This is a genomic window from Streptomyces alanosinicus (assembly GCF_014650595.1).
Taxonomy (GTDB): domain Bacteria; phylum Actinomycetota; class Actinomycetes; order Streptomycetales; family Streptomycetaceae; genus Streptomyces; species Streptomyces alanosinicus.
On the sequence record NZ_BMVG01000023.1, the window covers coordinates 63611 to 87450 of the forward strand.

Below are 23840 nucleotides of genomic sequence, written 5' to 3' on the forward strand. Positions count from 1 at the left end.
CGGGATCTCCGGAAGGCCGAGGGGCAGTCGGGCGGCGGGCGGCGTCGCCCCCGCCGTACGGCGGGGGCGACCTCACCGGGTGCTACGGATCGGCCTAGTACCAGAAGTACCAGGCGCTCGCCTTCAGGCTCTTCTGAGCGGACACCTTGTTGCGCAGAGCGAAGAGAAGCTTCATCACTACACCCCCTTCCAGGGTGGAGATGTCACGCACGCCCCCTTGTGAAGGTCGTGCGCAGCCGGCTTCTCCACACTTCCCCACCACGATCAACGAATGATCAACGCCCTGGCCAGGGCGCACAGTTGAGAAGTCGGGACCGACGTCACACGCAGCAGAGCCCGGAAAAATCCCGTTTGGAATATTTGAGTCGTTTCGTTCCCTTACTTGACCAAGAATCCGTCAAATGAAGTAAAGTTCCGGTCAAGTCCCTGCGCTGAGGTGGTCGTCCAGCCCAGTACGCGGGGCGTAGGTCGATCGCGGCGATCCTCCGTTCCCTCACAAGGGGGCCGGATCGCCATGCTGAATCTGGAGTCACCACGTGAAGTACAGCTGGCGTGCCCGCACCACGGGCATAGCAGTGATGACCGTAGGCGCCGTCCTGGTGTCCACACCGCATGCCATCGCCAAGCCTTTCGCCGAAAGCGATGAAACCGCGGGTCAGTTCACCCAGGCGATGTCGGATCTCGAGGAATCTCTGAAGACCTTCGCGTCCGATCCGATCAAGGAGGCCGAGAGCGTCGAGGCCGCACAGGCGGCTGCGGCGGTCCAGGATCGCAGGGTCGAGGTGCTGCAGCTACGCACCGAGACCGACACCGTCTACGCCAACCCCGACGGCACCCTCACCCGGGAGACGGCCGCGGGTCCGATCCGCATGATCCGTGACGGACGGTGGGTGGACGTCGACGTCGACTTCAAGGCCATGGAGGACGGCAAGGTAGCCGCCAAGGCGCACCCCAAGCAGCTGCGACTGGCCGGGCAGGGAGGGGTGCTGCCGCGGTCGATCGAGGGTGCGGCAAAGGCCCGCGCGTCCGAGGCACGCGACCTCGTCACCCTCGGCACGGGCAAGAACAAGCTGGCGGTGCGGTGGAAGGCGGGCCTGCCGGCCCCGGCTCTGCACGGGAATGTCGCCACCTACAAGGGCGCGGTTCCCGGCGGTGACCTGATCGTGGAGGCCACCCGGACGGGGTTCGAGCAGTTCCTGCGGCTGAACAAGGCGCCCGAGGACGGGGCACCGATGGTGCTGCTCATGACGGTGCCCGAGGGGGTGACGGCCAAGCAGAACGCCGACGGGTCGGTGTCCTTCACCGATGCCCGGGGCGAGGAACAGATGCTGATGCCCGCGCCCGTGATGTGGGACGCGACGGTCGACAAGAAGTCGCTGGAGCACACCAACACCAAACCGGTCGGGATGAAGGCCGTACAACACGGCAACACCGTGGAGTTGACCCTCACCCCGGACACGAAATGGCTGCGCGATCCGGCGACTCAGTACCCCGTGACCATCGACCCGGCCACCGAAGCCCTGGATGTCCTGTTCGACACCTTCGTGCAGGGTGGTGACACCACCGACCAGTCCGCGAACACCGACCTCAAGATCGGCTGGCCCGGCGACCACGAGGGTTCCACCAAGCGCACCGCCCGGTCCTTCCTGACCTTCCGTACCTCGAACTTCTCCGACTCCCTGGTGTCCAAGGCGACACTGCGGCTGTGGAACTACCACTCCTGGTCGTGCGAGAAGCGCAACTGGGAGGTGTGGGCCGCGGACCCGGCGGACAAGAACACCCGCTGGACCAAGCAGCCGACGCTGAAGGAGAAGATCGCCACCTCCGCCGAGACCAAGTCCACCGCGTGCTCCAACGCGGGATGGGTGAACGCGGATGTCACCAAGCTCGCACAGACCTGGTCATCGGCGAAGGCCCAGGAAGGGTCCATCGCGTTGAAGGCGGCGGACGAGTCCGACACCTACGCGTGGAAGCGGTTCTACTCCTCCGAGGCCCCTGACCAGAACCAGGTCCCCACCCTCGAAGTCACCTACAACTACCGGCCCGACAACGGCACCAACCTTCAGGCCGGCACACCGTTCCTGTCCCAGGGCGGCATCTTCAAAGTGAACTCGACCACCCCGACCCTCCGGTTCTCCACCGTGGACACCAACGGCGAGGACCAGATCACCGGAACCTACGAGATCACCGACACCTCGACGAACCAGGTCGTCGCGACATTCAATGCCGCTCCCGTGCCGGCGAACAGCACCTCCAGTGTGCAGGTTCCGGCCGGCAAGCTCGTCTCGGGCAGGACGTACAGCTTCCGCACCACCACCTACGACGGCACCCACTACGCCAACGGCTGGTCCGACCCGGTCCGCTTCACCGTGGACACCTCCTGGAAGCCCACTGCCGCCGAGCACGCGCTGGGCCTCGCGAACCTGTACTCCGACGCCGCGGACGTCACGGCCGCGACCGCTTCCGACGGCACGTACGCCTCGATCGCGGCGACCGAGGAGAACATCGTCTCGATTCCCTGGGACGGCAAGAGCAACGGCATCGACGTCAAGAACGAGCAGATGCCGAACACTCTGTCCATCCCCCAAGGCGGAGCAAAGGGCACTCAGGTGGGCGGCAATGTCGTCTACACCTCGACCGGTCCCGTCGACACGGTCGTACAGCCGACGGCCGACGGCGGCTCACGCACGCTGAACATCCTCAAGAACGGCTCCGCACCGCACGACTACGAGACCGGCTTCGTCATCCCCGCCGGGATGAAGATCGTCACACACGATGACGGGTCCGTGTCCTTGTACTCCGAGGGCGACGACAACACCGGCAAGGCACCGCAGAAGGAGCCGGCCGGGTTCTTCGATGCCCCGTGGGCAAAGGACGCCAACGGCAGGGATGTCGCCACCAGCTACAAAGCCGTGGGCAACAAGCTGGTCCAGCACGTCGACTTCGATGCGAACAGCGCCTTCCCCATCGTCATCGACCCGTCCTGGTGGTCCACCACCAAGAAGATCTTCAAGTGCAGTGTGTACGGCATCGCACCCATCGTGCTGACCTTCACCCCGGCGGGATCGACCGCGCGTGTCGTCACCGCCGTCCGCCTGGCCAAGAGGATCGGATTCAAGAAGACAGCGCAACTCATCTACAACTACTCCAAGCGCCGCAAGATGAACGCGTCGTTCCGGAAGATGGTCGGTGCGTTGATAGGCATCGAGGGAATCAAGAAGCACTGCAAGTTCTGATCGCAAGGGACCACCATGCTCATCAACGCCATCGCGACAGCGGTCCTGCTGGCAGAACTAGGGGTCATCGTCCGCTACCGACTCGTCCGCCGTCGCCGAGAGCGCCCTGGCGACTGGCCCCAACCGACCGACGTCCGCTACAGCCACCTCGCCGCGGCCCTGGCCGCAGCCATCATCGGTTGGGCCCTCGCCGGAGCAGACACAGCCTGGGGCACCCTCACCACGGTGCTGTTCCTCGGCGTGTTCATCCCCGCTTCAGCGGCTCTCGCGGCCACCGCCCTGTGGCGGCCGGTCACCGGCTGGATCGTATGCGCGACAGGAGGACTCGCCACAGGCCTCGCGACCCTGTAGCCGGCTCCCGCTCACACATCGGCCGCCCATCGGAACTCTCCCGAGACCACCCGGTGGGCGGCACCACCTGGGCGCGCGGCAGCCGAATCGCGCCGCCGCCCTCATCCGGTCCGGGTCCGTCCTTGCCTGCGGTATCCGTCCAGGACGTCCTGGCGGAGCAGGTATCCGAATCCGGCAGACTCCAGGCGCAGCCCCAGCTGGGCCTCCTTGATGCCAAGATCGGCCGCGGTGTGCGCCAGGTGCCAGTCGTTGGCGGCAAGTCTGCTGAGCAGATGACCGCGGCGGACCTGGTTCTCCGACAGACGAAATGTCTTGAGGTAGGTGATCCTGCCTCTGTCGTCGGTGATGGCCTCACCGATGTGGTTCTCCTGCTTGGGGCGAAAGGGCGGCAGGAAGCGGGAGAGCGTGAAGCGTCCCATCCGGTGGACCGTCTGCCAGGTGTACGCGTGCTCCAGCAGACCGGTCGCCATGGTGGTGTCGTGAAAGTGCGTCCAGGCATGTTCCTGTTCGGCGACTGCCGTGCGCAGGTGGGCCAGGGAGCGGATCCGCGCGTCGGGGATGCGGGCCCGGAAGTCCTGCACCGGCGGCATCAGCGTGGCGTAGTGGTGGATGAGTTCGCCGTACAGGTCCTGCAGGAGTGTCGAGTGGAGTGCGCGGTAGTCGTCGGGATGCGGGACCGCGAACGCGGCCGCGAGTGCGTCGGCGACGTAGACCATCACGCCGCATTGGCCGGGGTGGATCTCGAAGATGCGCAGTGCGTCGGTGAGTCCGCGTATTTCCGCGCCCACATAGGCTTCCTCGACGCGCGGGGAGAGCCCTTGGCGGATCGCACGCCGCGACCACTCCTCCCAGGCGATCGAGGGGCCGCCGAAGTGCAGTGCCAGGTAGCCCTCCAGTGCCAGGTGCATGGGGAGGAACCGCAGCCTGTCCTTGGCCTCACGGCGGGCCATTCTGCGGTGGAAGTGCAGGCCCATTGTGGCGGTGGGAGCCGGGTCGCCGTCGGCGGAAAGCTGGGTGCCGTAGGCGGCCGCCGGCGTGCCGTCACCCGTCCACGTGGCGATGAATCCGTGCGGGATGTAGGAGACATAGGCATGGCGCGAGCTGACCTCGACCAGACCGGCCGCATCGCCGTAGAGCTGCGAGCGCAGGCGGAGATCGTCGACGGGTTCGTCACGCACGAGCGGCACGAGGCGGACGGCACCCCAAACCTGTGAGGGGCGGGTGGCCAGGCCGGTCAGGTCCAGTGTGGTCATCGCGCCTCCTCCTGCTGGTGTCCGCTCAGCATTCGGGCGGCACGGGTGTCCATGTAGGTGATCAGTTCGGCCAGGCCCGTCCGGCCCTCCGCGAACTGGGCGAGTTCCACCAGCGCGGGGAGATCCTCGGCGTCGCGGATCCCCGCGGTGGGCACCGTGGCGGACAGGCGACGCACGTCGAAATCGGCCGCGTCGTAGACGGGATTGAGATGCACGATGCTGGTGCGACGCTCGGGGTCGAGCCGAGTTCGCCAGATGCGCAGCACCTCGGCGGCCAGGCCGGGAGGTGCGTTGTCCCATCCGTCGGAGACGATGACCAGCCTGGACGGTGAGGTGTCCAGCGCGTCGAGGATCCGCCGGCCCACCGGCGTCGGCCCGTACGGATAGGTCAGCAGGGCGTCGGTCCGCCCGGACGTCCACAGCCCGGTGTAGGTGCCGGCAAGGGCCGCGAGCAGATAGTGGCAGGCCAGGGCCACGGCCAGCGGTCGACGACGCTTGTGAACCGAACCGAAGGCGGAAAAGCTGTCGTCCAGGACGGCGGTGACCTTGCCCCAGCTCCCCCGGTGGGAGCCGGCCACCCGGCCGGCGGCCGATTCCAGGGCGCGGGTCAGCTCGGCGCGTCGGCGCAGGCGGTCCTCGACCGGCAGCGAAAGCACATACGTCGCCAACCGGGTCAGCGGCATCCCGGCCAGGTCCGCCTGTATTCCTGTGGTCCCGGCCTTGTGCGCGGACTCCTGCAGCCGCAAGGTCTCCAGGCGGGTCATCCGTGGGGCTATGCGCTCCAGGAACACATCCCGGGGGATGCCGTGCTTGGCGGCGAAGCCCTCTGCAGCCGTATAGGGCAGCTCGTACAGGGCGGCCTGCTCGTAGTGCGCACGGCGCCACGTCTCCAAGAGAGGTGTCGCGTAGTGCTTGCGGGTCAGCGGCGCGAATACGAACGCCCCCAGCTCTTCGGTGGCCGGGGCCAGGTGTGCGTGGCGAAGGGCTCGCTTGAGGCCGCTGCGGTACTTCACGGCATCGAACGCCGGGTCCGGGCGGGCGGACAGCCAGTCGCGCATGATCGCGCGGGTGCGACGGTTGTTCACGCCGGCCCGGCGCAGGGCATCGAACAGCCCGTACACGCGTTGTGGCGGCAGCGTCGCGAGACGGCACGCGATCAGTCGGCCCTCGCTGCGACGCTGGTCGGCAGTGGCCTCCCCGGCGGTCTCCAGCAGCCGTCGGATGACAAGGGCTGCGTTGTAGTCGTTGATGTCGAGCGCAAGGACACCGGCGTACAGATCACGGTAGTTCCCCAGCATGTATGCATGGAGGAAGTCCAAGGACAGTCGTTGCTCGCCCGCGTCGCCATGAAATTCACGCTGGCCGGTGGAGGTGATCGCCGCGTTGACGAAGAGCAGCACATCGTCGGCTGCGATGAGGTCCCCGTACGAATCCATCCGATTCTTTCCCCATAGGCGTGGATGCCGGCCGGGGAATGGGGGCACGAGCTGCGAATCATTGCTTCAGAGGCAGGTTCCGGAAGTCGCACCGGAGTCCCGCGGCCGGCCACAAGACCGTAACAGAGCAGGCCACAAGCCCTCTACTGAGATACTCCGGGCATGGATGCCGGGGTGACGGGGATCGGGGTGCAATCGGACGTGGCGGTACCTGCACGGGCCAGGTCGGCGCATGCCGCGGGCTGGGTGCTGCGTTCTGCGGCCGCAGCGGACATCGAGGTGATCGCGGAGCTGCGGGCCACGGTCATGCGTGCGGACTTGGAACGCCTCGGACGCTACGACGAGCACCGGGTGCGGCAACGGCTGCGGGATTCCTTCTCCACACAGCACACGTCGATCATCATCGTCGACGGCGAACTTGCAGGATGCATCACGGTCCGGCCCGCCGAAGGCAGGCAGTGGCTGGAGCACTTCTATCTTGCTCGGCACCATCAGGGCCGAGGACTCGGATCCGCTGTCTTGCGCACGGTGCTGGAGCGGACGGACGCGCAGGGCATGACCGTGGGTCTGAACGTCTTGCAGGGCAGTGCTGCCCGTCGACTCTACGAGCGCCACGGATTCGTCGTGGAAGCCCAGGACCCGATCGACGTCTTCATGGTGCGCCCGCCCGGTGAGAGCACCGCTGCGAAAGCCTGACCCGCGGCAGCAGCACGCCTCGACTTCGTCCGCGAGGCCGTCTGCTACGACCGCCTCGCTGATGACGGCGTCCGGGTCTTCAACGTCGTAACCGGCCAGGTGGCACTGCCGCAACGGGGAACACGATGGCCGTGCCAAGGGCTGCGGGTCGCTTCCATCTCAGCAGGTCCGGGTGTCACGGATGCTCCGGGCCCTGGCTTGTCCTGGTTCAACGCTGGGGGACGGCCGTGGCCGCCGGCCTCCCGATCACCGGGGCGGTGTGTATCCGCGCGTGTCGACGAAGTCGTGGGTGAGCCGGGTGAAGGCGCGTGAGGCGGCGCTTCGGTAGGCGCCTTCGCGTTGCAGGAGGGTGACGCTGCGGGCCGGCAGGGGCGGTTCCAGGGGGACGGGGGCGAGGTGGGGATGGTCGTGGGTGATCGCGTCGGGCAGGACGGTGGCCAGACCCGTGCGCTGGACGATTTCGGTGAGGGCCTGGATGGAGTTGGCCTCGACCGCGATGCGCGGGGCGAGGCCGTGGCCGGTGAGGTAGGCGTCGATATGCCGACGGGTGGCGAAGTCACCGCTGAGCAGCGCCAGTTGCCGGTCGGCCAGGGCCCGGACGGGCAGCGGCTCTGACGGCGTCGTCCGGGTGGGCCGGCTGCCGGTGACAAGGCTGAGGGTTTCGGTGAACAGCGGGGTGGCGGTGATGCCGGGGAGGTGCGGGGCGGCGACGGCGATGCCGACGTCGAGGTCGTCGGCGAGCAGCCCTGCCTCGATACGTTCCTGAGCCATCTCCAGCAGGGTCAGGCTGACCCCGGGGTGGCGCGTGTGGAGCTCTGCGGCGAGCGGTCCGATGAGGTAGGCGGTGAAGGTGGGGGTGAACGCGAGCCGCAGGTGGCCGAGGGAGAGGTCCTGGACGTCGTGGACGGCACGTTCGGCGGCGGCCAGGTCGCGCAGGGCGCGCCGGGCATGGGCGGCGTAGACCTCGCCTGCGTCGGTGAGCCGCACGGTGCGACCGGTGCGGTCCAGCAACTGCACACCGAGGGTGCGTTCGAGCTGTTTGATCTGCTGGGACAGGGTGGGCTGGGAGATATGCAGGTCTTCGGCGGCGCGGGTGAAGTTGCCGTGTCCGGCCACGGCGAGGAGATAGCGCAGGTGACGCAGTTCCAGAGCGGCCATGACCACGACTATAGACAACTATAGATGCACTCAATAGCACTCATGCATATCAACTCTTGGACACTATAGACGCAGGTCATGCATGGTGGATTTGGCCGGCCCACCGAGGCAGGCAGCCACCGAAGGGAGTGACCCATGCCCGACCTCGCCGACGGCATCGCCCGTTTCCAGCAGGACGTCTTCCCGGCCAAGGCGGACCTCTTCGCCCACTTGGCCGGGCACCACAGGCCGCACACGCTGTTCATCGGCTGCTCCGACGCCCGCGTCGTACCGGAGCTGATCACCCAGGGCGAGCCGGGTGAGCTCTTCGTCATCCGCACCGCCGGCAACCTCGTCCCCGCCTACACCCCCGGCGCCAACGGGGTGACGGCGAGCATCGAGTACGCCGTCGCCGTCCTGGGCGTCTCCGACATCGTCGTCTGCGGGCACTCCGCCTGCGGCGCGATGACCGCCCTGGCCGAAGGCCACGACCTCAGTGACGCGCCGGTGGTCGCCGGCTGGCTGCGGCACGCGGACGCCGCCCTGGCCCGCATCGCCGGCATGGCGACAGGCCCGCAGAAGCTGGTGGCCCTGGTCCAGCAGAACGTGTACGCGCAGCTGGCGAACCTGGCCACCCACCCCTCGGTCGCCCGGGCGCTGGCGGAGAGGACGGTGACGCTGCACGGCTGGGTCTTCGACATCGCCACCGGGCACGTCGAAGCACTCGATACCGCCGGCACGGGCACCGCACTCGCGTCCTGACCAAGGCCCGGCCCGAACCCCTGTCCCTGAGCCGTTGACACGGTCCCGCGCGCAGCGTGGCGTCCGGGACCGCCACCCCCGAAACCCGCCGTTCCGCTTCTTCCCGCGCGGAAAGGCACCCCAGAAGAAGGAGCCACTCTCATGGCGCACGCCCAGTTCGACCCCGCCGCCCGCCAGGCCCTGGCCGCTCAGGCCGTGGAGGCCAAGACCCGCAAGGACCTCTCCTGGCAGCAGATCGCCGACGTCTCCGGTCTGTCGGTGGCCTTCACCACCGCATCCGTCCTCGGTCAGCACGCCCTGCCCGAGGCGTCCGCGAAGGCCGTCGCCGGGCTGCTGGGTCTGGACGAGGACGCGGTGATGCTGCTGCAGACCATCCCCACCCGTGGCTCGATTCCCGGCGGCATACCCACCGACCCGACCATCTACCGCTTCCACGAGATGCTCCAGGTCTACGGCACCACCCTCAAGGCGCTGGTCCACGAGCAGTTCGGGGACGGCATCATCTCCGCGATCAACTTCAAGCTGGACGTGAAGAAGGTCGCCGACCCCGAGGGCGGCGAGCGCGCCGTCATCACCCTGGACGGCAAGTACCTGCCGACCAAGCCGTTCTGACCCGTGCGGCACGCATGACACCGGTGCGGGCCCGCACCGGTGTCGCCGGCGGCGAAACCCGCCAACGTTCCGGTTGTCGTGGTTTCGTCCCAAAGACCTGCCGGCCGGCTTGACGAAGCAACCTTTGGCTCGGCACACCCATCAGACGGGACGGAACTGACCTTCTTGCCCCCTTTGGGGCAGTGCCAGCCGGAGCCGCAAGATGAGAAACCGATCCGCCGGGGTCCACCGGTCCCGTGGCCGGCGCCGTGCGTCCCGTGCCCGTCGCTCGATCATCGGGGCGGTGTCCGTGGCCACGCTCGGGCTGGTCGCCTGGCAGGTGATGAGCCACTACGAGATCCCGCCGTTCACGGACAAGGGCGCCCCCGTCACCTACGACCAGGCCGGCGGCACGCAGCACGGGAAGAGCGCGAAGACCGCCGCCGGCTCCAGGACGCTGATGCCCACAGGCCCCAAGGCCGAGTTCAGGAACGTCAAGACCCTGAGCGACGGCACCCATGTCAGCGTCGTCACCCTGGACGGGCCGAAGTCCGGGTTCAAGGGCAAGGTGTGGGTCTGGGCGCCCAAGGAGTACCAGGACGCGAAGTTCGCCACGAGCGGCTTCCCTGTGATGATCGCCCTGCCCGGCGGTCCCGGCAACGACAGCAACTACTGGTCGGTGGGCGAGTTCGGCCCGGACGGGCTCTCGCTGGAGAAGAGCATCTCCACATGGTACGAGGAGGGCAGGAGCAAGCCCTTCCTGCTGGCCATGCCGATCCTCAATCCGGGACCGGACACACACGGCATCTACTGGGATGCCAGTGACATTCCCAACCAGCCGAAGATGGGCACATGGCTGACGGAGGACGTCCCGGATCTGATGAAGGCCAACTTCCGCACCATCAAGGACCGTGCGGGCTGGAGCTACATGGGTTCCTCCACCGGCGGCTTCGCGAGCCTGAAGGCCGTCCTGAAGTACCCCGACAAGTTCAAGACCGCCATCGCCAACGGCCCCGACATCGTCCCCGACTCCCCGCTGTGGAGGGGCCACGAGAAGGAAATGCAGGAGAACAACCCCAAGGTGCTGGCCAAGCGGCTGGCGGCCGCCAAGGGGCCGGACGTCTACGTCGCGTTCCAGGTCGGCACGAAGGAGAACGCCGCGACCATCAGCGCCGTCAAGAACTTCATGGCCACCTACGGCAAGGGCCCGGTCCACACCAGGCTGTGGGAGATACCCGACGGCACCCACAACGGCGCCACCTACCTGAAGAAGATGGAGGGGCCCATGCAGTGGATCAGCGAACAGATGGAGGGCCCCACGCCGTCTTCCTGAGTCAGGGACCGGTCCACCGGCAAGCCATCGGGACGCATACGGCGGCCTGTGGAGCATGGCTCGTCTTCGAGGACGAAGCCGGGCACGGCGGCGGGTGTCCTGTACGTCGGTTCAGCGGGGCTCGCCGAACCAGCGGACGAGCGCCGGTTCCAGGTCATCCGCGCCGGCCCAACACACATAACCGTCCGGCCGTATGAGCATCGGCTCGGTGTCGGCGCCCTGGCCCGCCCGGTCCACCCGCTCCGACCAGGGACCGGCGATCCCAGCGAATGTGTCGGCCGGGTCCAGCAGGATGCCGTGCCCGGAACGCAGCAGTTCGTGCACCCGGGCCGGGCCCAGGTCCAGATCCGGTGCGGGCCGGCCGACGAGCGGATGGGTTTCGGTGCCCGGCATCGGATAGCGGATGGCCATCCCGGACATCAGGTCGGCGAGATGGTGCTGGACATCCGGGAGTTGGGCCATGGCCGTGAAGATCTCCCGAGCGGCGAGCACGTCCGGATCGCGGGTGCCGGCCCAGTCCATCAGCAGGCTCTGTGCCCGGACATTGCGCAATACGGCGGCCCCGGCCGGATGCCGCTCCGTGTGGTACGTGTCGAGCAGGTTCTCCGGCGCCCAGCCGTGCACGGCGGCACCGAGCTTCCAACCGAGGTTGAGCGCGTCCTGCATCCCGGTGTTCATGCCCTGTGCGCCGAGCGGAAGGTGGACATGAGCGGCATCGCCCGCCAGGAACACCCGCCCGTGCCGATACCGCTCGACCTGCCGTGACGCGTTGGTGATACGGCGGGCATAGCGCAGTTCGAGCAGGTGCACCCGGGTTCCGAACACGGTGCTCAAGCCGTGGCGGATTTCGTCCTCGGTGACCAGGATATCCCTCGGCAGAGACCGGCCCGGCCCGCCGAGGACCAGTCGGCGCAGCCGCCTGCCCTGCGGATCGGTGCCGAGCGGGAACAGCGCCGCCCAGTGCCCGTCCTCGTTCCAGGTGTGCGACGCGGACGGGTCGACGCCGCTCAGCCGCACGTCGGCGGAGATGATCGTCAACGTACCCGGCTGACCGGGAAACCCGGCCCGCAGCAGGGACCGCACGGTGCTGTGGGCGCCGTCGGCGGCGACGAGGTAACGGGAGCGGAGGGTGACACCGTTGGCGAAGGCCACGGCGACCCCGTTGTCGTCCTGGGCGAGGCCGACCAGTTCGTGGTCCCTGCGGGCGTGGAGACCGTGCGCGGCGAGATGCCGCTCGAAGAATCCCTCGATCACCACCTGTGGCACGGACCGCCATGGCAGACGGTGCCGGTCGGAGTGGAGCGGGAGTGGGATACCGGCGAAGTGGCCGGTGGTGACGGGGTGATCTCCGGTGGCCAGCAAAGGCTCCAGCAGTCCTCGCTGGTCGAGCGCCTCCAGTGTGCGGGACTGCACGCCGCCTGCCTTGGACAGGTCGCTGCGCTGCGACAGCTTGTCGACCAGCACAGTCGACACCCCCGCCATCAGCAGCTCGTTGGCCAGCGTCATTCCGGTCGGGCCGGCGCCGACGATGAGCACATCGGTGTCCACGGGCTCTCCTCTGTCTGTGTCGATCAGGACAGAAGCAACGCTCCGCCGGCCGAGCCGCCCGAGCGAGAAACCAGCTCGATTGTGCTGATATCTGACACCGTCTAACCTCAGCGCGGTGGAATCCGACTACGACGAGCTGGATCGGCGGCTCGTGCACGCACTGCAGATCGACGGCCGTGCCCCGTTCAGCACCATCGCCGAGGTTCTCGGCGTATCGGATCGCACCATCGCCCGCCGCTACGCCCGGTTGCGGTCGGCCGGGGCGGTACGGGTGCTCGGCGGAGTCGACCCAACCGCACTGGGCGCCATCCTGTGGTTTCTGCGGGTGCGATGTGCGCCCGCCGCGTCGCTCCCGGTCGCCGAGGCGCTGGCCAGACGCCCCGACACGTCCTGGGTGAGCCTCAGTTCCGGCGGCACCGAGATCACCTGCGTGGTCCGAACCGAGAGCGAGGCGGACAGCGAGGCCCTGCTGCTGGCCAAACTCCCCCGCACCCCGCGCGTGGAGGGCGTGACCGCACACTCCGTGCTGCACGCCTTCTACGGCGGCCCGGACAACCTGGTCGGAAAACTAGGGTCGTTGGACGAGGAGGCGATCGAGCGACTGCGCCCGCCTCCGGTGCCGTATCGACAGGGACCGGTGCGGCTCGACGACGGTGACCGCAAACTCCTCGCCCTGCTCTCCGTCGACGGCCGAGCCGGGTTCGAGCAGTTGGCCGCGGCGACCGGCTGGTCGCCGATGACGGTCCGGCGCCGGATGACGGAGCTGCGCGAACACGGCCTGCTCTACCTCGACATCGATGTCGACTGGCGCATGTTCGGCGTGAACGCCCGAACCCTGCTCTGGCTCTCGGTCGCCCCCGCATACCTGGAGGAGGCCGGTCGGGCACTGGCCGGGCATCCGGAGATCGCGTTCGCCGCCGCCACGACCGGCCCGACCAATCTGTACGCGAGCGTGGTGTGCGCGAACCAACGGGAGCTGTACCGGTACCTGACCACCCGGGTCGCCGCACTCCCAGCGATCACGCACCTCGAAACGGCACCAGTGATCAGGACCGTCAAGCAGGCGGCGAACGAGACATAGCAACATGGTGATCAAGCAGTTCACGGGCAGGAGGCGGGCTGTGGTGAGGTCACCGGCTGGGGCTTCTTCGGCCGTCTGACCGGACGGACGGGGTGCCCGGACCTGCGTGGTCCGGGCACCGCTGGTGGCTCGCTCGGGGCGTGTGCTGAGTGGCCGTCAGTAGCGGATTGTGTCCGGCCGTTCGGCGGGTGTGTGCGGCGTACGGGCAGCAGCTCCGCCCGGTGTGATGGAGAAGGAGCCTCCGGACAGCGGTCCCGGCGCGTAGCCGCCGCTGGTGAGCGACTGCGGGTTCGTCGCGTCGAACGGCTGGCCGTCCACCGTCACACCGGAGAAGTCCAGTTCGCTGAAGGACGGATAGCTCTGGGTGGGGGACTCGATGACCGCTTCGGCGCTGGTGTTGTCCGCGCCGAGGTTCTGCTCTGTATGTTCGGTCCAGCCCTGGGTGTTGTCCGTGAGCGTCAGCGTGTAGCTGCCTCCGCCGTTGGAGACCGCTGAGGCCGTGATGCTGTCGCCTTCGGAGACCGGGTCGTTCCAGTACACCGGCGCAGCCGGGTACATCTCGTACCAGGCGGAAAGGACCGGCGACCCGCTGGAACAGTCGGTCTGCACACCGGTCTGTTCCACCGTCCGCGAGCCGTAGCCGTCCAGGCCGACCCAAGGCGCGAACAGGTCGTTACCGCTGTTGCAGGTGACATGCGGTTCGGTCCAGGAGCCACTGATGGTGCTGAAGCTTCCGGTGGCAACGTATCCGCCCCAGTTGCTGTCCTGGAACCGCCCCGCGTGCGGGCCGAAGCCCGAACTGACGGCGGCCGCCGACGTGCCGGCGCACGCCGGGACGAGAGCGACGGCAGTGAGCAGCAGACCCGCGGCTGCCGTTCGGCCGGTGAGACAATTGCGTCTGGTTCCTATGTTCATGCCCATGTACCGGTCTCCTGTGGGGGATGGAGTCGATGTTCGGGGCCTGTCAGACCGGGGTTCATCGTGGGTGTGGCTTGTGTGAACGCTCAAGAGTCAGGCGTCAACAGGAACCCGCCATGGCGAGAACATGACACAATGACCTGCTGGCGGGTACCGCTCGTCGAGCTCCGCCCGCCCGGAGCCGAAGGACGGTCAGGGTGTTCCCAGCCGGTTTTCACACTGCCTCAGGCGCGGCCCAGCCGCCGACTCCTCTGCGCGCGGCCTCTGGTGGTCTGCTCGAAGGCCTAGGTATTCCAGAAGCAGAACAGAACGCCTATCTACGTGTCCTCGCCACTGCACGCTGTACGGAAGCCGGTCTCGCCATGGAGTTGGGCATCACGGCCGACCGCGCCGAGCAGCTGCTGACCGCGCTGGCCCAACAGGGTCTTGTCACCCGGCACGATGGCGATCCGGCCCGCTGGTCAGCGGCGGCGCCCGACGTCGCCGTCGAGGCGCTGCTGCTACGCCGGGAGGAGGAACTGCTCCGTACCCGCGGCCGGGTGGGCGAGCTGATGCGGGCCTACCGACGGGCCCAGCAACCGCAGACGACTGATCTGATGGAGGTGGTCACCGGACAGGCCGCCATCGCCGAGCGCTGGCGGCAGATGCAAGACGGCGCACGACGGCATCTCATGCTGTTCGACAAGCCCCCGCACATCTCGCCCACCGACACCGAACTGGAGCGCTCCCTGCTGGCCCGCAGCGTGCGCATCCGCGCGGTGTACGAGGCAGGTTCGGTCAGCGCCCCCGGCCGACTGGCCGAGATCCGCGAGGTGGTCGCGGCCGGTGAGGAGGCGAGGCTACTGCCCCGACTCCCGTGCAAGCTGGCCATGGTGGACGATCGCTGGGCCATGCTGCCGGTGGCCACCGGCTCCGAGTTGCAGGCCGCGGTACTGGTCCGCGCCTCTTCCCTGCTGGACGCGCTGACCGGAATGTTCGAGGCGTACTGGCATCGGGCGGTACGAGTGCCGGACACGGGCGGCCCGACGCTCGGCACGGGGAACCGCCGGGGTGAACTGCTGACTCTGTTGTCGGCCGGGTTCACCGACGACAGCATCGCTCGCCAGTTGGGCGTCTCACCCCGTACCGTCCAGCGGTGGGTGCACGAGGTGATGGACGACCTCGGCGCGCGGACCCGCTTCCAGGCAGGCATACAGGCGGCCCGGGCCGGTCTGCTCTAAGGGCTCTGCGACGAGGACGACGCGATCGGCCCCGGCATCGAAGCCGCACCCCAGAGGGCACCGTGCCATCGCACAGCTCAGCTCGGCTTCCGGACGACGAGGTTCTCCAGTCCGAGGTCACCGGGATGGCCTCGGGTGGTGTACCGCGGAGCCGTCCGTCCCCAATCGTGATAGCCGCGAATCCAGGAGGCCTGCGCATCGGCGTACCGGTGGAGCTCGGGCGCTCCGCCGCCGAGCACCTGCGCCAGATGGGGCAGTCCGGACCGCAGTTCCAGGAAAGACTCGACTGAAAGGCGGACCTCACCGCACACCTGCCGGACAGCCTCGGCCTGCGAGTGACCGCGATGGCACATGAGGCGTGAGACGAGGTTGGGGTGTCCCCCGGCCTGGTCCTTCTCCAGTGAGTGAATCTCATTCATGGCGATGATCACGTCACAGGTGGCGATCCGCATCCTCTCCACATGGCTGGAGCACCAGACCAACAGCGGAACCTCGAAGTGCCCGACCCGTTCAGCCACAGCGAGGAGAGGCCGGGCACCGATCGTTCTGCGGCGCGCCCGCAGATGCGAGGCCGGGTCCGGCAGCACGCCGTGCATCCTGTCGGCGATCTTGGTGGGCCAGCCCGCCAAGTAGTCCACCCAGTCGTGGACAGTACGCCTGCGCCACTGATCGGACATTCCCCTGCTCATCCGCTGCCAGCAGTCCGTGAAGGCCGCCACGACCGGCGCCGGCCGCCCTCCGCCGGGCGAGCCCGATCGCAGCGAATCCACCAGTTCCTGGCAGACGGCCAACGCATCTCCCGTCCGCCCGTCCCGGGCGTCGAATTGGTCATCGAAGAGGAAGAACCATCCAAGAAGGTCGAAACAGAGGTCCAAGTCCTCGCCGACCGCCCCCGGAAAACCATAGGCAGCACTCTCGGACACCCGGGAGAACTCATACCGACGCATGGCTTCCCCGCTGCAGACCAGCCCTGAAGCCCTCACTCATGCCATATGGCGCACCCGAGCCCGTTCCAACTCCGGGCTGACGCGGCTCTCAAGGGGCACCGTGAATTCGATGTCCTGCGGCATACGCCTTCCGTACTTCCGTACTTCCGAACAACGTCACCCTCGCCAGGGCGGACAGAAGCACCTCCGGCACACGTCCCGACACCTGCCGAGCCCTGCGACGCCATGGCGCGGGCGGGCATGGGCACCCCGTCGATCAGGTGAGCCTCGGCAACCCACATGATCAAGGCATCCATGCCCGCCCGCCCACCGCGAATCAACGCCCTGGGCTACGACTTCGCCGCGGTGTCGGGCAGCACGCCGGAGAGCCGCAACAGCTTGCCCTGCCGATTGCTGACGTAGATCCGTCCGTTGGCGCGGTCGAGCCCGACGCCGCAGACCGTGCCGAGACCGTCGGCCACCACGCGCCGAAGGCCCTTGGCCTCGCCGTCGGCCACGGCGACCTCATGCAGCTTGCCGCCGCTGGAGTCGGAGACGTATGCGTTGACCGCGCCGTCCAGCGCCACACGGACGCTGTTCCCGAGGTTGGTGGCCACGTTCCGCGGGGCGCCGCCATCCGCGCTCAGGTCGACCTCGTACAGGCCGCCGCGGTCGTACTGCCCGATGTACGCCTTGCCCCCGTTCAGCGCTACTCCGGCGGCCCTCGGCACGTCCCAGGTGCGCTGCTTCGACGCCGGGGCGCTGTTCAGGTCGAACTCGATCAGCTTTCCGTTCTCGACGTCGGTGACATAGGCCTTCTTGCCCGGCAGGTCGAGCGCGACGCCGTACGCGAACATACCCTCGGCGACCGTGACCGGGGAGGCGGACTGATCGGACAGGTTCACCGTGAACAGGCGCTTGCCGATGTAGTCGGTGACGTAGGCCTTGTTGCCGGGCAGGTCCAGCGCCACATCGTTGACTTGTCCCAGTTTCTCCAGGACCCAGTCCGTGCCACCGCCGGCGAGATCGACCTTGTACAGCTTGCCGCCGCTGTACCGGTCGGTGACGTACGCCTTTTGGTTCGTCAGGTCCAGCGCCAGGCCATCGGCCGTACCCAACCCGGTGGCGAGTTCGACGGGAGCCTCTCTCGGGCTCGTTTGCCCGCCACTGCCACCCTTGTAAAGAGGGTGATTCTTCATGTCGAAATTGAGCGTTTCAAGCTCGAAGACCTCGTGCACCCCGGCGAGGGTGGACACGACCTCGGCCTCCCCTTTCTGCAGGAACGGCTTGCCTTCATCGGTCAAGTCGAAGGCTTCCGTGGCCGTGCCGGTCTCACCGAGCTTCCAGGCAATCACCCTGGAGTATTTCGGTTCCTGTGCCTGCGGGCCGTCCGGACGGGTTTCCTTGACCTCTACCGGCTCCGGGTAATACAGAGCGACCCACCCCCCGAAGGAGACGGGGTATTCGTAGTCGAACCGCCTCACCTGGCGTCGCTGCGTGGCCAGGACATCTACCCGGCTGGCAACCTCCCCGCTCAGAGTGGACGACGTCTTGAACGAAGTGGTCAGCGAACCACTGACAGAAGCAGTGATCCCAAGCATCAGCTGTGCCGACAATTCCCCGGTGCCCGTGGCGGTACTCGTGGCCGTTGTGGTGCTTGTCATTTGTGACTGGGACTCTGCGTCAGCACCCTGATTGTCTTTACTGTTCTTCAGGGTGATCTTCTCGGACTGGTTCATCGCCATGCTCTTCTGTAACTGCTCTTGCAGTGATGCGCTGACCTTTGCCCCAAAGGTGAGCTGCACCTGCCCCTGGAGAGACCAGCTGATTGTATTCGAAATGGAGAATTCGACGGTGTGCGACCATTTGGTGGGGACGGGGTCGGTTCGATTGACGTACGTCTGCTTGGAGATCACGTCCGGAGGAGGCTGCACAATGTCGCCTCGCTCTTCGACCAGCGGTACCCCCACCGTCATATAGGCGCGCCACCCGCGCTCGTGTGCGGCAGCCTCCCCAACGGGAAATTCACTGAATCGCTCCTTGTTCAAAGAAAACCCGACAGGGGAGACATACCGGTCCGTTCCATCCGGCGATTTCCTCTCGGCCTTCCTCTTCAGTTTTTCCCGGTCCCGCGCCAGGATGGCATCGGCCCTTTCGGCGATGTTCAGCTCCTTCAGGTTGCGCCCCGTCATCGGGTGACGCATAAAGCGTTCGCCAAGATAGGCTGTACTCACATTGTTCTTGGTGGCGCCGCCCATGCCCTTCGGTCTCCTCGCGTAGTAGAACTCAACGATGCGTCAGTGATTGTTTGATTGTCGGCCCGCACTGCTCGGCCGACCCGCCGTCAGGTCCTCTTGACGTTCTTGACCGATTCATAGTTGTCCTTCCTGAATTGGTCCAGCCGTTCGTCGCTGGTCTTCGGCTGGTCTTCGCCACTGATCTCCACCTTCACCTTCTTGGCTGCCTCATCCTTGGCCGAAGAAGCCATACCGGATGTCGATTCGGGGTTCTCGCTGGCTTCCCGCTGCTTGTCGGCTGCTGTCTGGGTGTTCTTGAACAGAGGGGTGAGGAAGTTGTTCATGATGCTGAGCGCCTCGGGCGACGTCTCACGCATGATCTTCGGATCGCGCGCAGCCTCAGGAATACCGTCGTAGAGCTCCGGATCGACCCCTTCCCGCTCGGGTCGGGCGCCAGGAATTTTTTCAGAGACGTTTTGAGCCGACTCTTCGGCGGACTTTGCTTCGCTTCCGCCGCCGTCGAAGATGTTCTTGAAAGACATGAAATTCCCTCCGGGTCCTCTCGGTGGGCGCGGAATAACCCCTTGACAAGAGGGGGCTCTTTCTCGCCATGCACCAGGATCATCGTGTGCCTTCCTACCCCTACGGTGATCGATCTATCCAGCCCGGCCCTGCGGTTTCTCGCCATTCGCCTGGTCACGGGCACGCTGTGACGCTGTTACTCCGGGCGCCACGGCGGCCGGAAATGATCTCCAGTAGGTTTCCCTTTGAACGAAGCTGTGCAATGGCGCCGTCCGTGACCTGCGACGACCAGTTCGGAGGGGCCGCTTCAGGACGTAATCGAACTGCAGATTGCGTAGCGTCCTGGCCAAATCAATGGTGCCCAATAATGAACCGAAACCGGTGGGTCCTCTGTTTATTGGTCGGGCACGAGTGCCGAAGGTGGCGCTGCTCGCCCGGGTCCACCGAGGCCGAACCCGGCCTGTTCGCCCAGCCCGGTCCGTAACCCCGCAGTTCGGGATCCCTCGGCGCCGCCCGCCACGAACTGGCCGACAGCCCAGGTCGTATGGTGTGCCGCTCGTTCAGGTGCTGTCTGAGCCGTCGGCCGGATCGGGGATGCGGGGAAGGAGCGAGCGGAACGAGTCCCAGCGGGGCGGCAGGTCGGTGAGCTCCAGCACGGCGAGTGACCGGTTCTGCGAGGCCCGCTCCGACTCGCCTTCGACGATGTGCAAGAACATGGTTCCTTGGTTGGAGCTGTCGGTGGTGAAGAGCTCGCTGCGCTTCGTCGGGATGGTCGTGTTGCGCTCGATGATCTTCGTCATGATTCCGCCGGTGGTTTCCAACCCGAGCGAGGCCGAGCAGGCGTCGAGAAGAAGGGCGTGCCTGATGCGTCCAGTCATGATGGCGCACAGGAGAGCGGCCCCGGTGACGATCCCTTTCCGGGATGAGGCCGCAGTAGGGCTGCCTGCCGCCCATGATGTCGCTCACCAACGTGCCGATCGCGGGCATCCGGGTGGCGCCGCCGGTCAGGATGATCTGGTTCAGCTCGGACGGCTCGATCATGGCGTGGCGGAGGGCTTGTTCGACCGGTGCGCGGCAGTGTTCCAGCAGGTCCTGCGTCATGGACTCGAATTCCCGGCGGGTGAGGGTCTCCTCAAGGTGCAGGGGGCCACTCCCGGACGAGGTGAGGCAGGGCAACACCATGGTTGTGGTGCTCGCTGCGAACAGGGCGATCTTCGCTGCCTCGGCTGCTTCCCGGAACCGCTGCATCACTTCGACGTTCGAGGAGAGATCCATCCCGTACTGATGGCGCACCCGCGCGAGGAGATACTCGACGATCCGCTGATCCCAGTCGTCGCCGCCGAGGTGGTTGTCGCCCGCTTGCGCCTTCACCTCGACCACACCGTCTCCGATCTCGATGAGCGAGACGTCAAGTGTGCCGCCGCCGAGGTCGTAGACGAGGACGGTTGCGTCCTCGTACCGATCAGCGCCGTAGGTGAGGGCTGCCGCGGTCGGCTCGTTGATGACCCGCAGCGCGCGGATCCCGGCCCCGTCGGCGGCCTCCACAAGTGCCGCGCGCTGGGCCAGGTCGAGTTGGCGGGAACGGTGAGGACGGCGCCGTACAGCGGGCTGCCCACGTACGCTTCGGCGTCCTCGCGCAGTTGCCGCAGGATGTGTTCGGCCACGGCCTGCGCCGTCAGATGGACTGTTCCGCGGGTGATGCTCCAGTCCGTGCCAAGCTTCAGCTTCGCGGAGCGGATGGTGCAGTCGGGGTTGGTGATCGCCTGGCGCTTGGCGGGGGTGCCCACCAGGATGTCGCCCGTCTCGGCGGTGTCCACCAGGCTGGGGGTGGTCAGGGCCCCCTCGGCGTTCGGGATCAGGCGGACGTCCTCTCCCTCGAAGAGGCCGATCGCCGAGTTCGTGGTGCCGAAGTCGATGCCCACCACCGGGCTGAACCGGCCGCCGGCGGGTGGGTGGGGTGCGGCCGGGCGTGACGCGCGGGCTGTGGGGATGTCGCCCAGGCCTCGCTCGTACCACAGCCGCCGTGCCCTGCGGGCCACTTCGCGGTCGGTATCGGCGATCAGGCCGAGGAGGGAGGCGCGGGCGGTGTCGCGGGTGGGTTCGCGGACGCTGCCCAGGAGCTGTTCGACGAGGTGGAGGGAGCCGATGCGTTTCCACGGCTGGGGGTCCAAGGCGGCCGCGCGCATCTCGGACAGGTGGTCCACGTCCGCGTGGCGGGGGCTGCGGGCGAGGTAGATCCTGCCCTGGGCACTGTCCACGCTGAGGGTGGGGGTCTGGGCCGGCGATGCGGTTGCGGACCTGCTCGTGGACGTATTCGTAGAGATCCTCGACGGAGACGAAGCCGTCGCCGTCCAGCTCCGCGGAGCCGTCGCGCAGGCCGCTGACCACCGCCGTGGTGAACACGGACGGCTGGGCCGGGACTTCGCGGCTGTGCCGGATGTCACGCTCGCCCTCGTAGGCGAACTGCAGGGCCGTGGAAGCGGTCAGGACGACTCGGCCGTTGCCCGCGAACGGCTCCGCCACATCGACCGTGGGCGGGCCGACGTTTCGGCGCAGGGCGTTCATGGGGAACGCGCCGCTGTAGCAGCAGTCCAGGAGGACGACGATGCGGCGGGAGCGGCTCGCGCCCATCCAGTCGCCGAGCACTTCCGCGGGCCCGGCCGTTGAGCGGAGAGAGTCGAGTTCGGTGTCCCGCATGATGAAGTGCAGGTGACCCCTTGTGTCCTTCCAGCCGTGCAGGGAGAGGGGGAGGAGGAGCAGGTCGTCGCGCGCGGCCTTGGTGTGGAAGGACTCCAGGGCGCGCATCGCGGACCGCTGGGGCACGTCGACGAGCGTGTCGACCTCGAAGCCGCCGATGTCGGGCGCGCCGAGCACCTCGGCGAGGGCGGCCGCGTCCGATCTGGCCGCCGGCAGCGTGACCGAAGTGATCGTCGTCGTAGGAGCTGTTGGCGATGATCAGGGCACGGCTCGCCACGGCGGATCACTGCCCATGGCGGCGCAGAAATTCCTCCAGCGCGCGCTGCTGCACCTCGTCGCCCGCGCCGGTCAGTACGATCTCGTCCTCGCCGATCTTGAGACGGACGCTGCCCGAACAGCGCCGCGTCAGCCAGTTCTGGACGAGGGCGGCGAGGGCCGGGAGCAGGGCTCCGCTGCCGCCGAGGCCGAGTAGGAGCGCACCGAGTTGCACGGCGTGGCGTCGAGCGGCTGCCAGGTGGCGGCGGTCCCTGCGTCACCCGGTCGATGCTGTCGAGGTCCAGCTCGCTCAGTTCAGCTACCACATGCTGGAGTTGCTCCTCGGCATACTCCTCGTCGCCGTCTCCCGTATCGAGTACGAGCTGGACCGGAATCGTCCTGGCCTCCATGACGCCACCCCCGCTCGCCTGCGTCAGGGGATCTGTAGCGACGCGGCGCCGGTGGGAACCGGCCGGGAAACAAGCGCGTCCTGCCCGCTCCACAGCGGGTTGCCGGTGGCCGGGGCGAGGATCCCGGCACAAGGAGATCATCACGGACACCTGGGCCACTGGCTCTTCCATAACGGTACAGCCGTGGACTTTGTACCGCACAGCTGTAGCTGGAGCCCGCCAGTTGGCGTGCGCGAATTCTTCAGCCGTCAGGAGTCGAAGCGGTGGCGGGCGGTTTCGATGTGACCGAGGTACCGGTGGGTCCAGTCGCACATGGCGTCGACGGTCGCGCGCAGGGCTCGGCCCGGCTCCGTGAGGGTGTACTCGACCCGCGGCGGCACGGTGGGGTGCACGCGCCGCTCGACCAGGCCGTTGCGCTCCAGCATGCGCAGGTTCTGGGTGAGCATCTTGTGGCTGATGCCCTCGATCTCGTTGCGCAACTCGGTGAAGCGCAGGGTGCGTTCGCCCACCGCTTCGATGATCAGAAGCGCCCACTTGTTGGCGACGTCCGAGAAGATCTCCCGCGCCAACGAGTCCGCACGCGTCAGGTCTGCTTCATCCTTGAGCGAGCCCTTGAACTGCTTGGTCACCACGAGGTTCCCCAGTCACCGAAAAGTGCGTTCTTCCATGTCAGTGGCCACTCTCCTACGGTTTCCGAGTAACCACAAGAGACCACGTGCGTCTCTCGGGATCTCAGGACAAGGAGGCAGGCAGCATGGCCATCACTCTGGTGAACCCCAGCGGATTGCCGAAGATCGACGCCTATCGGCACGTGTCGATCGCATCCGGGTCGAAACTGGTCTTCATTGCCGGGCAGGTCGCGTGGGATGCCGAGGGGGCCACGGTCGGCGAAGGCGACCTCGCCGCGCAGGTCGAGCAGTGCTACGTCAACATCGGCACCGCTCTGGCCGAAGCCGGTGCCTCCTTCGACGACGTGGCAAAACTGACCGTCTACGTCGTCGACTGGACCCCCGGCAAGATGCCCCTGCTCCTGGAGGGGATCTCCCGGGCGGCCGCGAGGTTGGGGACCGCCCCGGTCCCGCCGGCCACGTTGCTGGGCGTAGCGGCACTGGACATCCCGGACCATCTGGTCGAGATCGAAGCCACCGCGGTCCTCGACTGAACAGCGGCCCTTGGCCCACTGAGCACCACAGTGGCCGACTACGGCGCTCAGCGGCCAGCTGGCACGGTC

22 protein-coding genes and 2 pseudogenes are annotated in these 23840 nt (G+C 67.2%); 10 read left to right on the forward strand and 14 right to left on the reverse strand.

The features are described 5' to 3' along the window. Positions 1–94: 94 nt before the first annotated feature. A complete protein-coding gene (locus IE277_RS47845; RefSeq protein ID WP_220378314.1) occupies positions 95–211 on the reverse strand; it encodes a tryptorubin family RiPP precursor in 117 nt (38 codons plus the stop codon). A 325-nt stretch (positions 212–536) separates the two neighbouring features. Here IE277_RS47845 and IE277_RS32480 point away from each other — a divergent pair, with 325 nt between their 5' ends. Both IE277_RS32480 and IE277_RS32485 read left to right on the forward strand, forming a co-directional pair. Next, positions 537–3236, forward strand: coding sequence for a DNRLRE domain-containing protein (locus IE277_RS32480; protein WP_229882127.1), 2700 nt, complete (start codon positions 537–539; stop codon positions 3234–3236). A 15-nt stretch (positions 3237–3251) separates the two neighbouring features. Further along, complete coding sequence (locus tag IE277_RS32485; protein ID WP_189957297.1) at positions 3252–3587, forward strand: hypothetical protein; 336 nt, start codon at positions 3252–3254, stop codon at positions 3585–3587. A 101-nt stretch (positions 3588–3688) separates the two neighbouring features. Here IE277_RS32485 and IE277_RS32490 read toward each other — a convergent pair whose 3' ends face one another. Further along, the gene (locus IE277_RS32490) at positions 3689–4840 is read right to left on the reverse strand and encodes an ARPP-2 domain-containing protein (protein WP_189957298.1); all 1152 of its coding nucleotides are present in this window, start codon (positions 4838–4840) and stop codon (positions 3689–3691) included. Then, positions 4837–6276, reverse strand: a complete 1440-nt coding sequence (locus tag IE277_RS32495; RefSeq protein WP_189957299.1) for a hypothetical protein — start codon at positions 6274–6276, stop codon at positions 4837–4839. Before IE277_RS32495 ends, IE277_RS32490 begins: the two co-directional genes overlap by 4 nt. Before the next feature lie 162 nt (positions 6277–6438). Between IE277_RS32495 and IE277_RS32500 the strand changes: the two genes are divergently transcribed. Then, entirely contained in the window at positions 6439–6972 is a 534-nt protein-coding gene (locus IE277_RS32500) for a GNAT family N-acetyltransferase (protein WP_189957300.1), read from the forward strand. Positions 6973–7218: 246 nt separating this feature from the next. Here IE277_RS32500 and cynR read toward each other — a convergent pair whose 3' ends face one another. Next, complete coding sequence (cynR, locus tag IE277_RS32505) at positions 7219–8130, reverse strand: transcriptional regulator CynR (RefSeq protein WP_189957301.1); 912 nt, start codon at positions 8128–8130, stop codon at positions 7219–7221. Positions 8131–8265: 135 nt separating this feature from the next. On the opposite strand from cynR, the gene IE277_RS32510 reads away from it, so the two are divergent. The 3 genes from IE277_RS32510 (at position 8266) to IE277_RS32520 (ending at position 10795) form a co-directional block, all read left to right on the forward strand. Continuing rightward, complete coding sequence (locus IE277_RS32510) at positions 8266–8871, forward strand: carbonic anhydrase (protein WP_189957302.1); 606 nt, start codon at positions 8266–8268, stop codon at positions 8869–8871. Positions 8872–9012: 141 nt separating this feature from the next. Then, positions 9013–9483, forward strand: coding sequence for a cyanase (gene cynS / locus IE277_RS32515; protein WP_189957303.1), 471 nt, complete (start codon positions 9013–9015; stop codon positions 9481–9483). 283 nt (positions 9484–9766) lie between these two features. Next, positions 9767–10795, forward strand: coding sequence for an alpha/beta hydrolase (locus tag IE277_RS32520; RefSeq protein WP_308433439.1), 1029 nt, complete (start codon positions 9767–9769; stop codon positions 10793–10795). A 111-nt stretch (positions 10796–10906) separates the two neighbouring features. Here the strand turns inward: IE277_RS32520 and IE277_RS32525 are convergent, their stop codons facing one another. Beyond that, a complete protein-coding gene (locus IE277_RS32525; RefSeq protein ID WP_189957305.1) occupies positions 10907–12343 on the reverse strand; it encodes an FAD-dependent monooxygenase in 1437 nt (478 codons plus the stop codon). Positions 12344–12458: 115 nt separating this feature from the next. On the opposite strand from IE277_RS32525, the gene IE277_RS32530 reads away from it, so the two are divergent. Continuing rightward, the gene (locus IE277_RS32530) at positions 12459–13424 is read left to right on the forward strand and encodes an Lrp/AsnC family transcriptional regulator (RefSeq protein WP_189957306.1); all 966 of its coding nucleotides are present in this window, start codon (positions 12459–12461) and stop codon (positions 13422–13424) included. A 156-nt stretch (positions 13425–13580) separates the two neighbouring features. Here IE277_RS32530 and IE277_RS32535 read toward each other — a convergent pair whose 3' ends face one another. Next, positions 13581–14345 carry a G1 family glutamic endopeptidase gene (locus IE277_RS32535; protein WP_189957307.1) on the reverse strand — a complete coding sequence of 255 codons (765 nt, stop codon included), beginning with the start codon at positions 14343–14345 and terminating at the stop codon, positions 13581–13583. A gap of 194 nt (positions 14346–14539) precedes the next feature. Between IE277_RS32535 and IE277_RS32540 the strand changes: the two genes are divergently transcribed. Beyond that, positions 14540–15562, forward strand: coding sequence for a helix-turn-helix domain-containing protein (locus IE277_RS32540; protein WP_229882128.1), 1023 nt, complete (start codon positions 14540–14542; stop codon positions 15560–15562). Between the two features lie 77 nt (positions 15563–15639). Here IE277_RS32540 and IE277_RS32545 read toward each other — a convergent pair whose 3' ends face one another. The 6 genes and pseudogenes from IE277_RS32545 to IE277_RS49745 form a co-directional block, all read right to left on the reverse strand. Further along, a complete protein-coding gene (locus IE277_RS32545) occupies positions 15640–16509 on the reverse strand; it encodes a terpene synthase family protein (RefSeq protein ID WP_308433440.1) in 870 nt (289 codons plus the stop codon). Between the two features lie 329 nt (positions 16510–16838). Further along, a complete protein-coding gene (locus IE277_RS32550; RefSeq protein WP_189957308.1) occupies positions 16839–18746 on the reverse strand; it encodes a YncE family protein in 1908 nt (635 codons plus the stop codon). Between the two features lie 86 nt (positions 18747–18832). Next, a complete protein-coding gene (locus IE277_RS32555) occupies positions 18833–19267 on the reverse strand; it encodes a hypothetical protein (protein ID WP_189957309.1) in 435 nt (144 codons plus the stop codon). Between the two features lie 540 nt (positions 19268–19807). Continuing rightward, on the reverse strand, positions 19808–20158 hold the full coding sequence (locus IE277_RS48955) for an Hsp70 family protein (RefSeq protein ID WP_268252678.1): 351 nt from the start codon (positions 20156–20158) through the stop codon (positions 19808–19810). Positions 20159–20231: 73 nt separating this feature from the next. After that, a pseudogene (locus IE277_RS49740) lies at positions 20232–20792 on the reverse strand (Hsp70 family protein); the annotation flags it as partial. 167 nt (positions 20793–20959) lie between these two features. Next, positions 20960–21433 (reverse strand): annotated as a pseudogene (locus IE277_RS49745) (Hsp70 family protein); the annotation flags it as partial. 118 nt (positions 21434–21551) lie between these two features. On the opposite strand from IE277_RS49745, the gene IE277_RS32570 reads away from it, so the two are divergent. After that, positions 21552–21914, forward strand: coding sequence for a hypothetical protein (locus IE277_RS32570; protein WP_189957312.1), 363 nt, complete (start codon positions 21552–21554; stop codon positions 21912–21914). A gap of 313 nt (positions 21915–22227) precedes the next feature. Here IE277_RS32570 and IE277_RS32575 read toward each other — a convergent pair whose 3' ends face one another. After that, complete coding sequence (locus IE277_RS32575) at positions 22228–22434, reverse strand: hypothetical protein (RefSeq protein ID WP_189957313.1); 207 nt, start codon at positions 22432–22434, stop codon at positions 22228–22230. A 423-nt stretch (positions 22435–22857) separates the two neighbouring features. Beyond that, a complete protein-coding gene (locus IE277_RS32580) occupies positions 22858–23241 on the reverse strand; it encodes a winged helix-turn-helix transcriptional regulator (protein ID WP_189957314.1) in 384 nt (127 codons plus the stop codon). A 122-nt stretch (positions 23242–23363) separates the two neighbouring features. Here IE277_RS32580 and IE277_RS32585 point away from each other — a divergent pair, with 122 nt between their 5' ends. Continuing rightward, the gene (locus IE277_RS32585; protein WP_189957315.1) at positions 23364–23771 is read left to right on the forward strand and encodes a RidA family protein; all 408 of its coding nucleotides are present in this window, start codon (positions 23364–23366) and stop codon (positions 23769–23771) included. Positions 23772–23840: the final 69 nt, after the last annotated feature.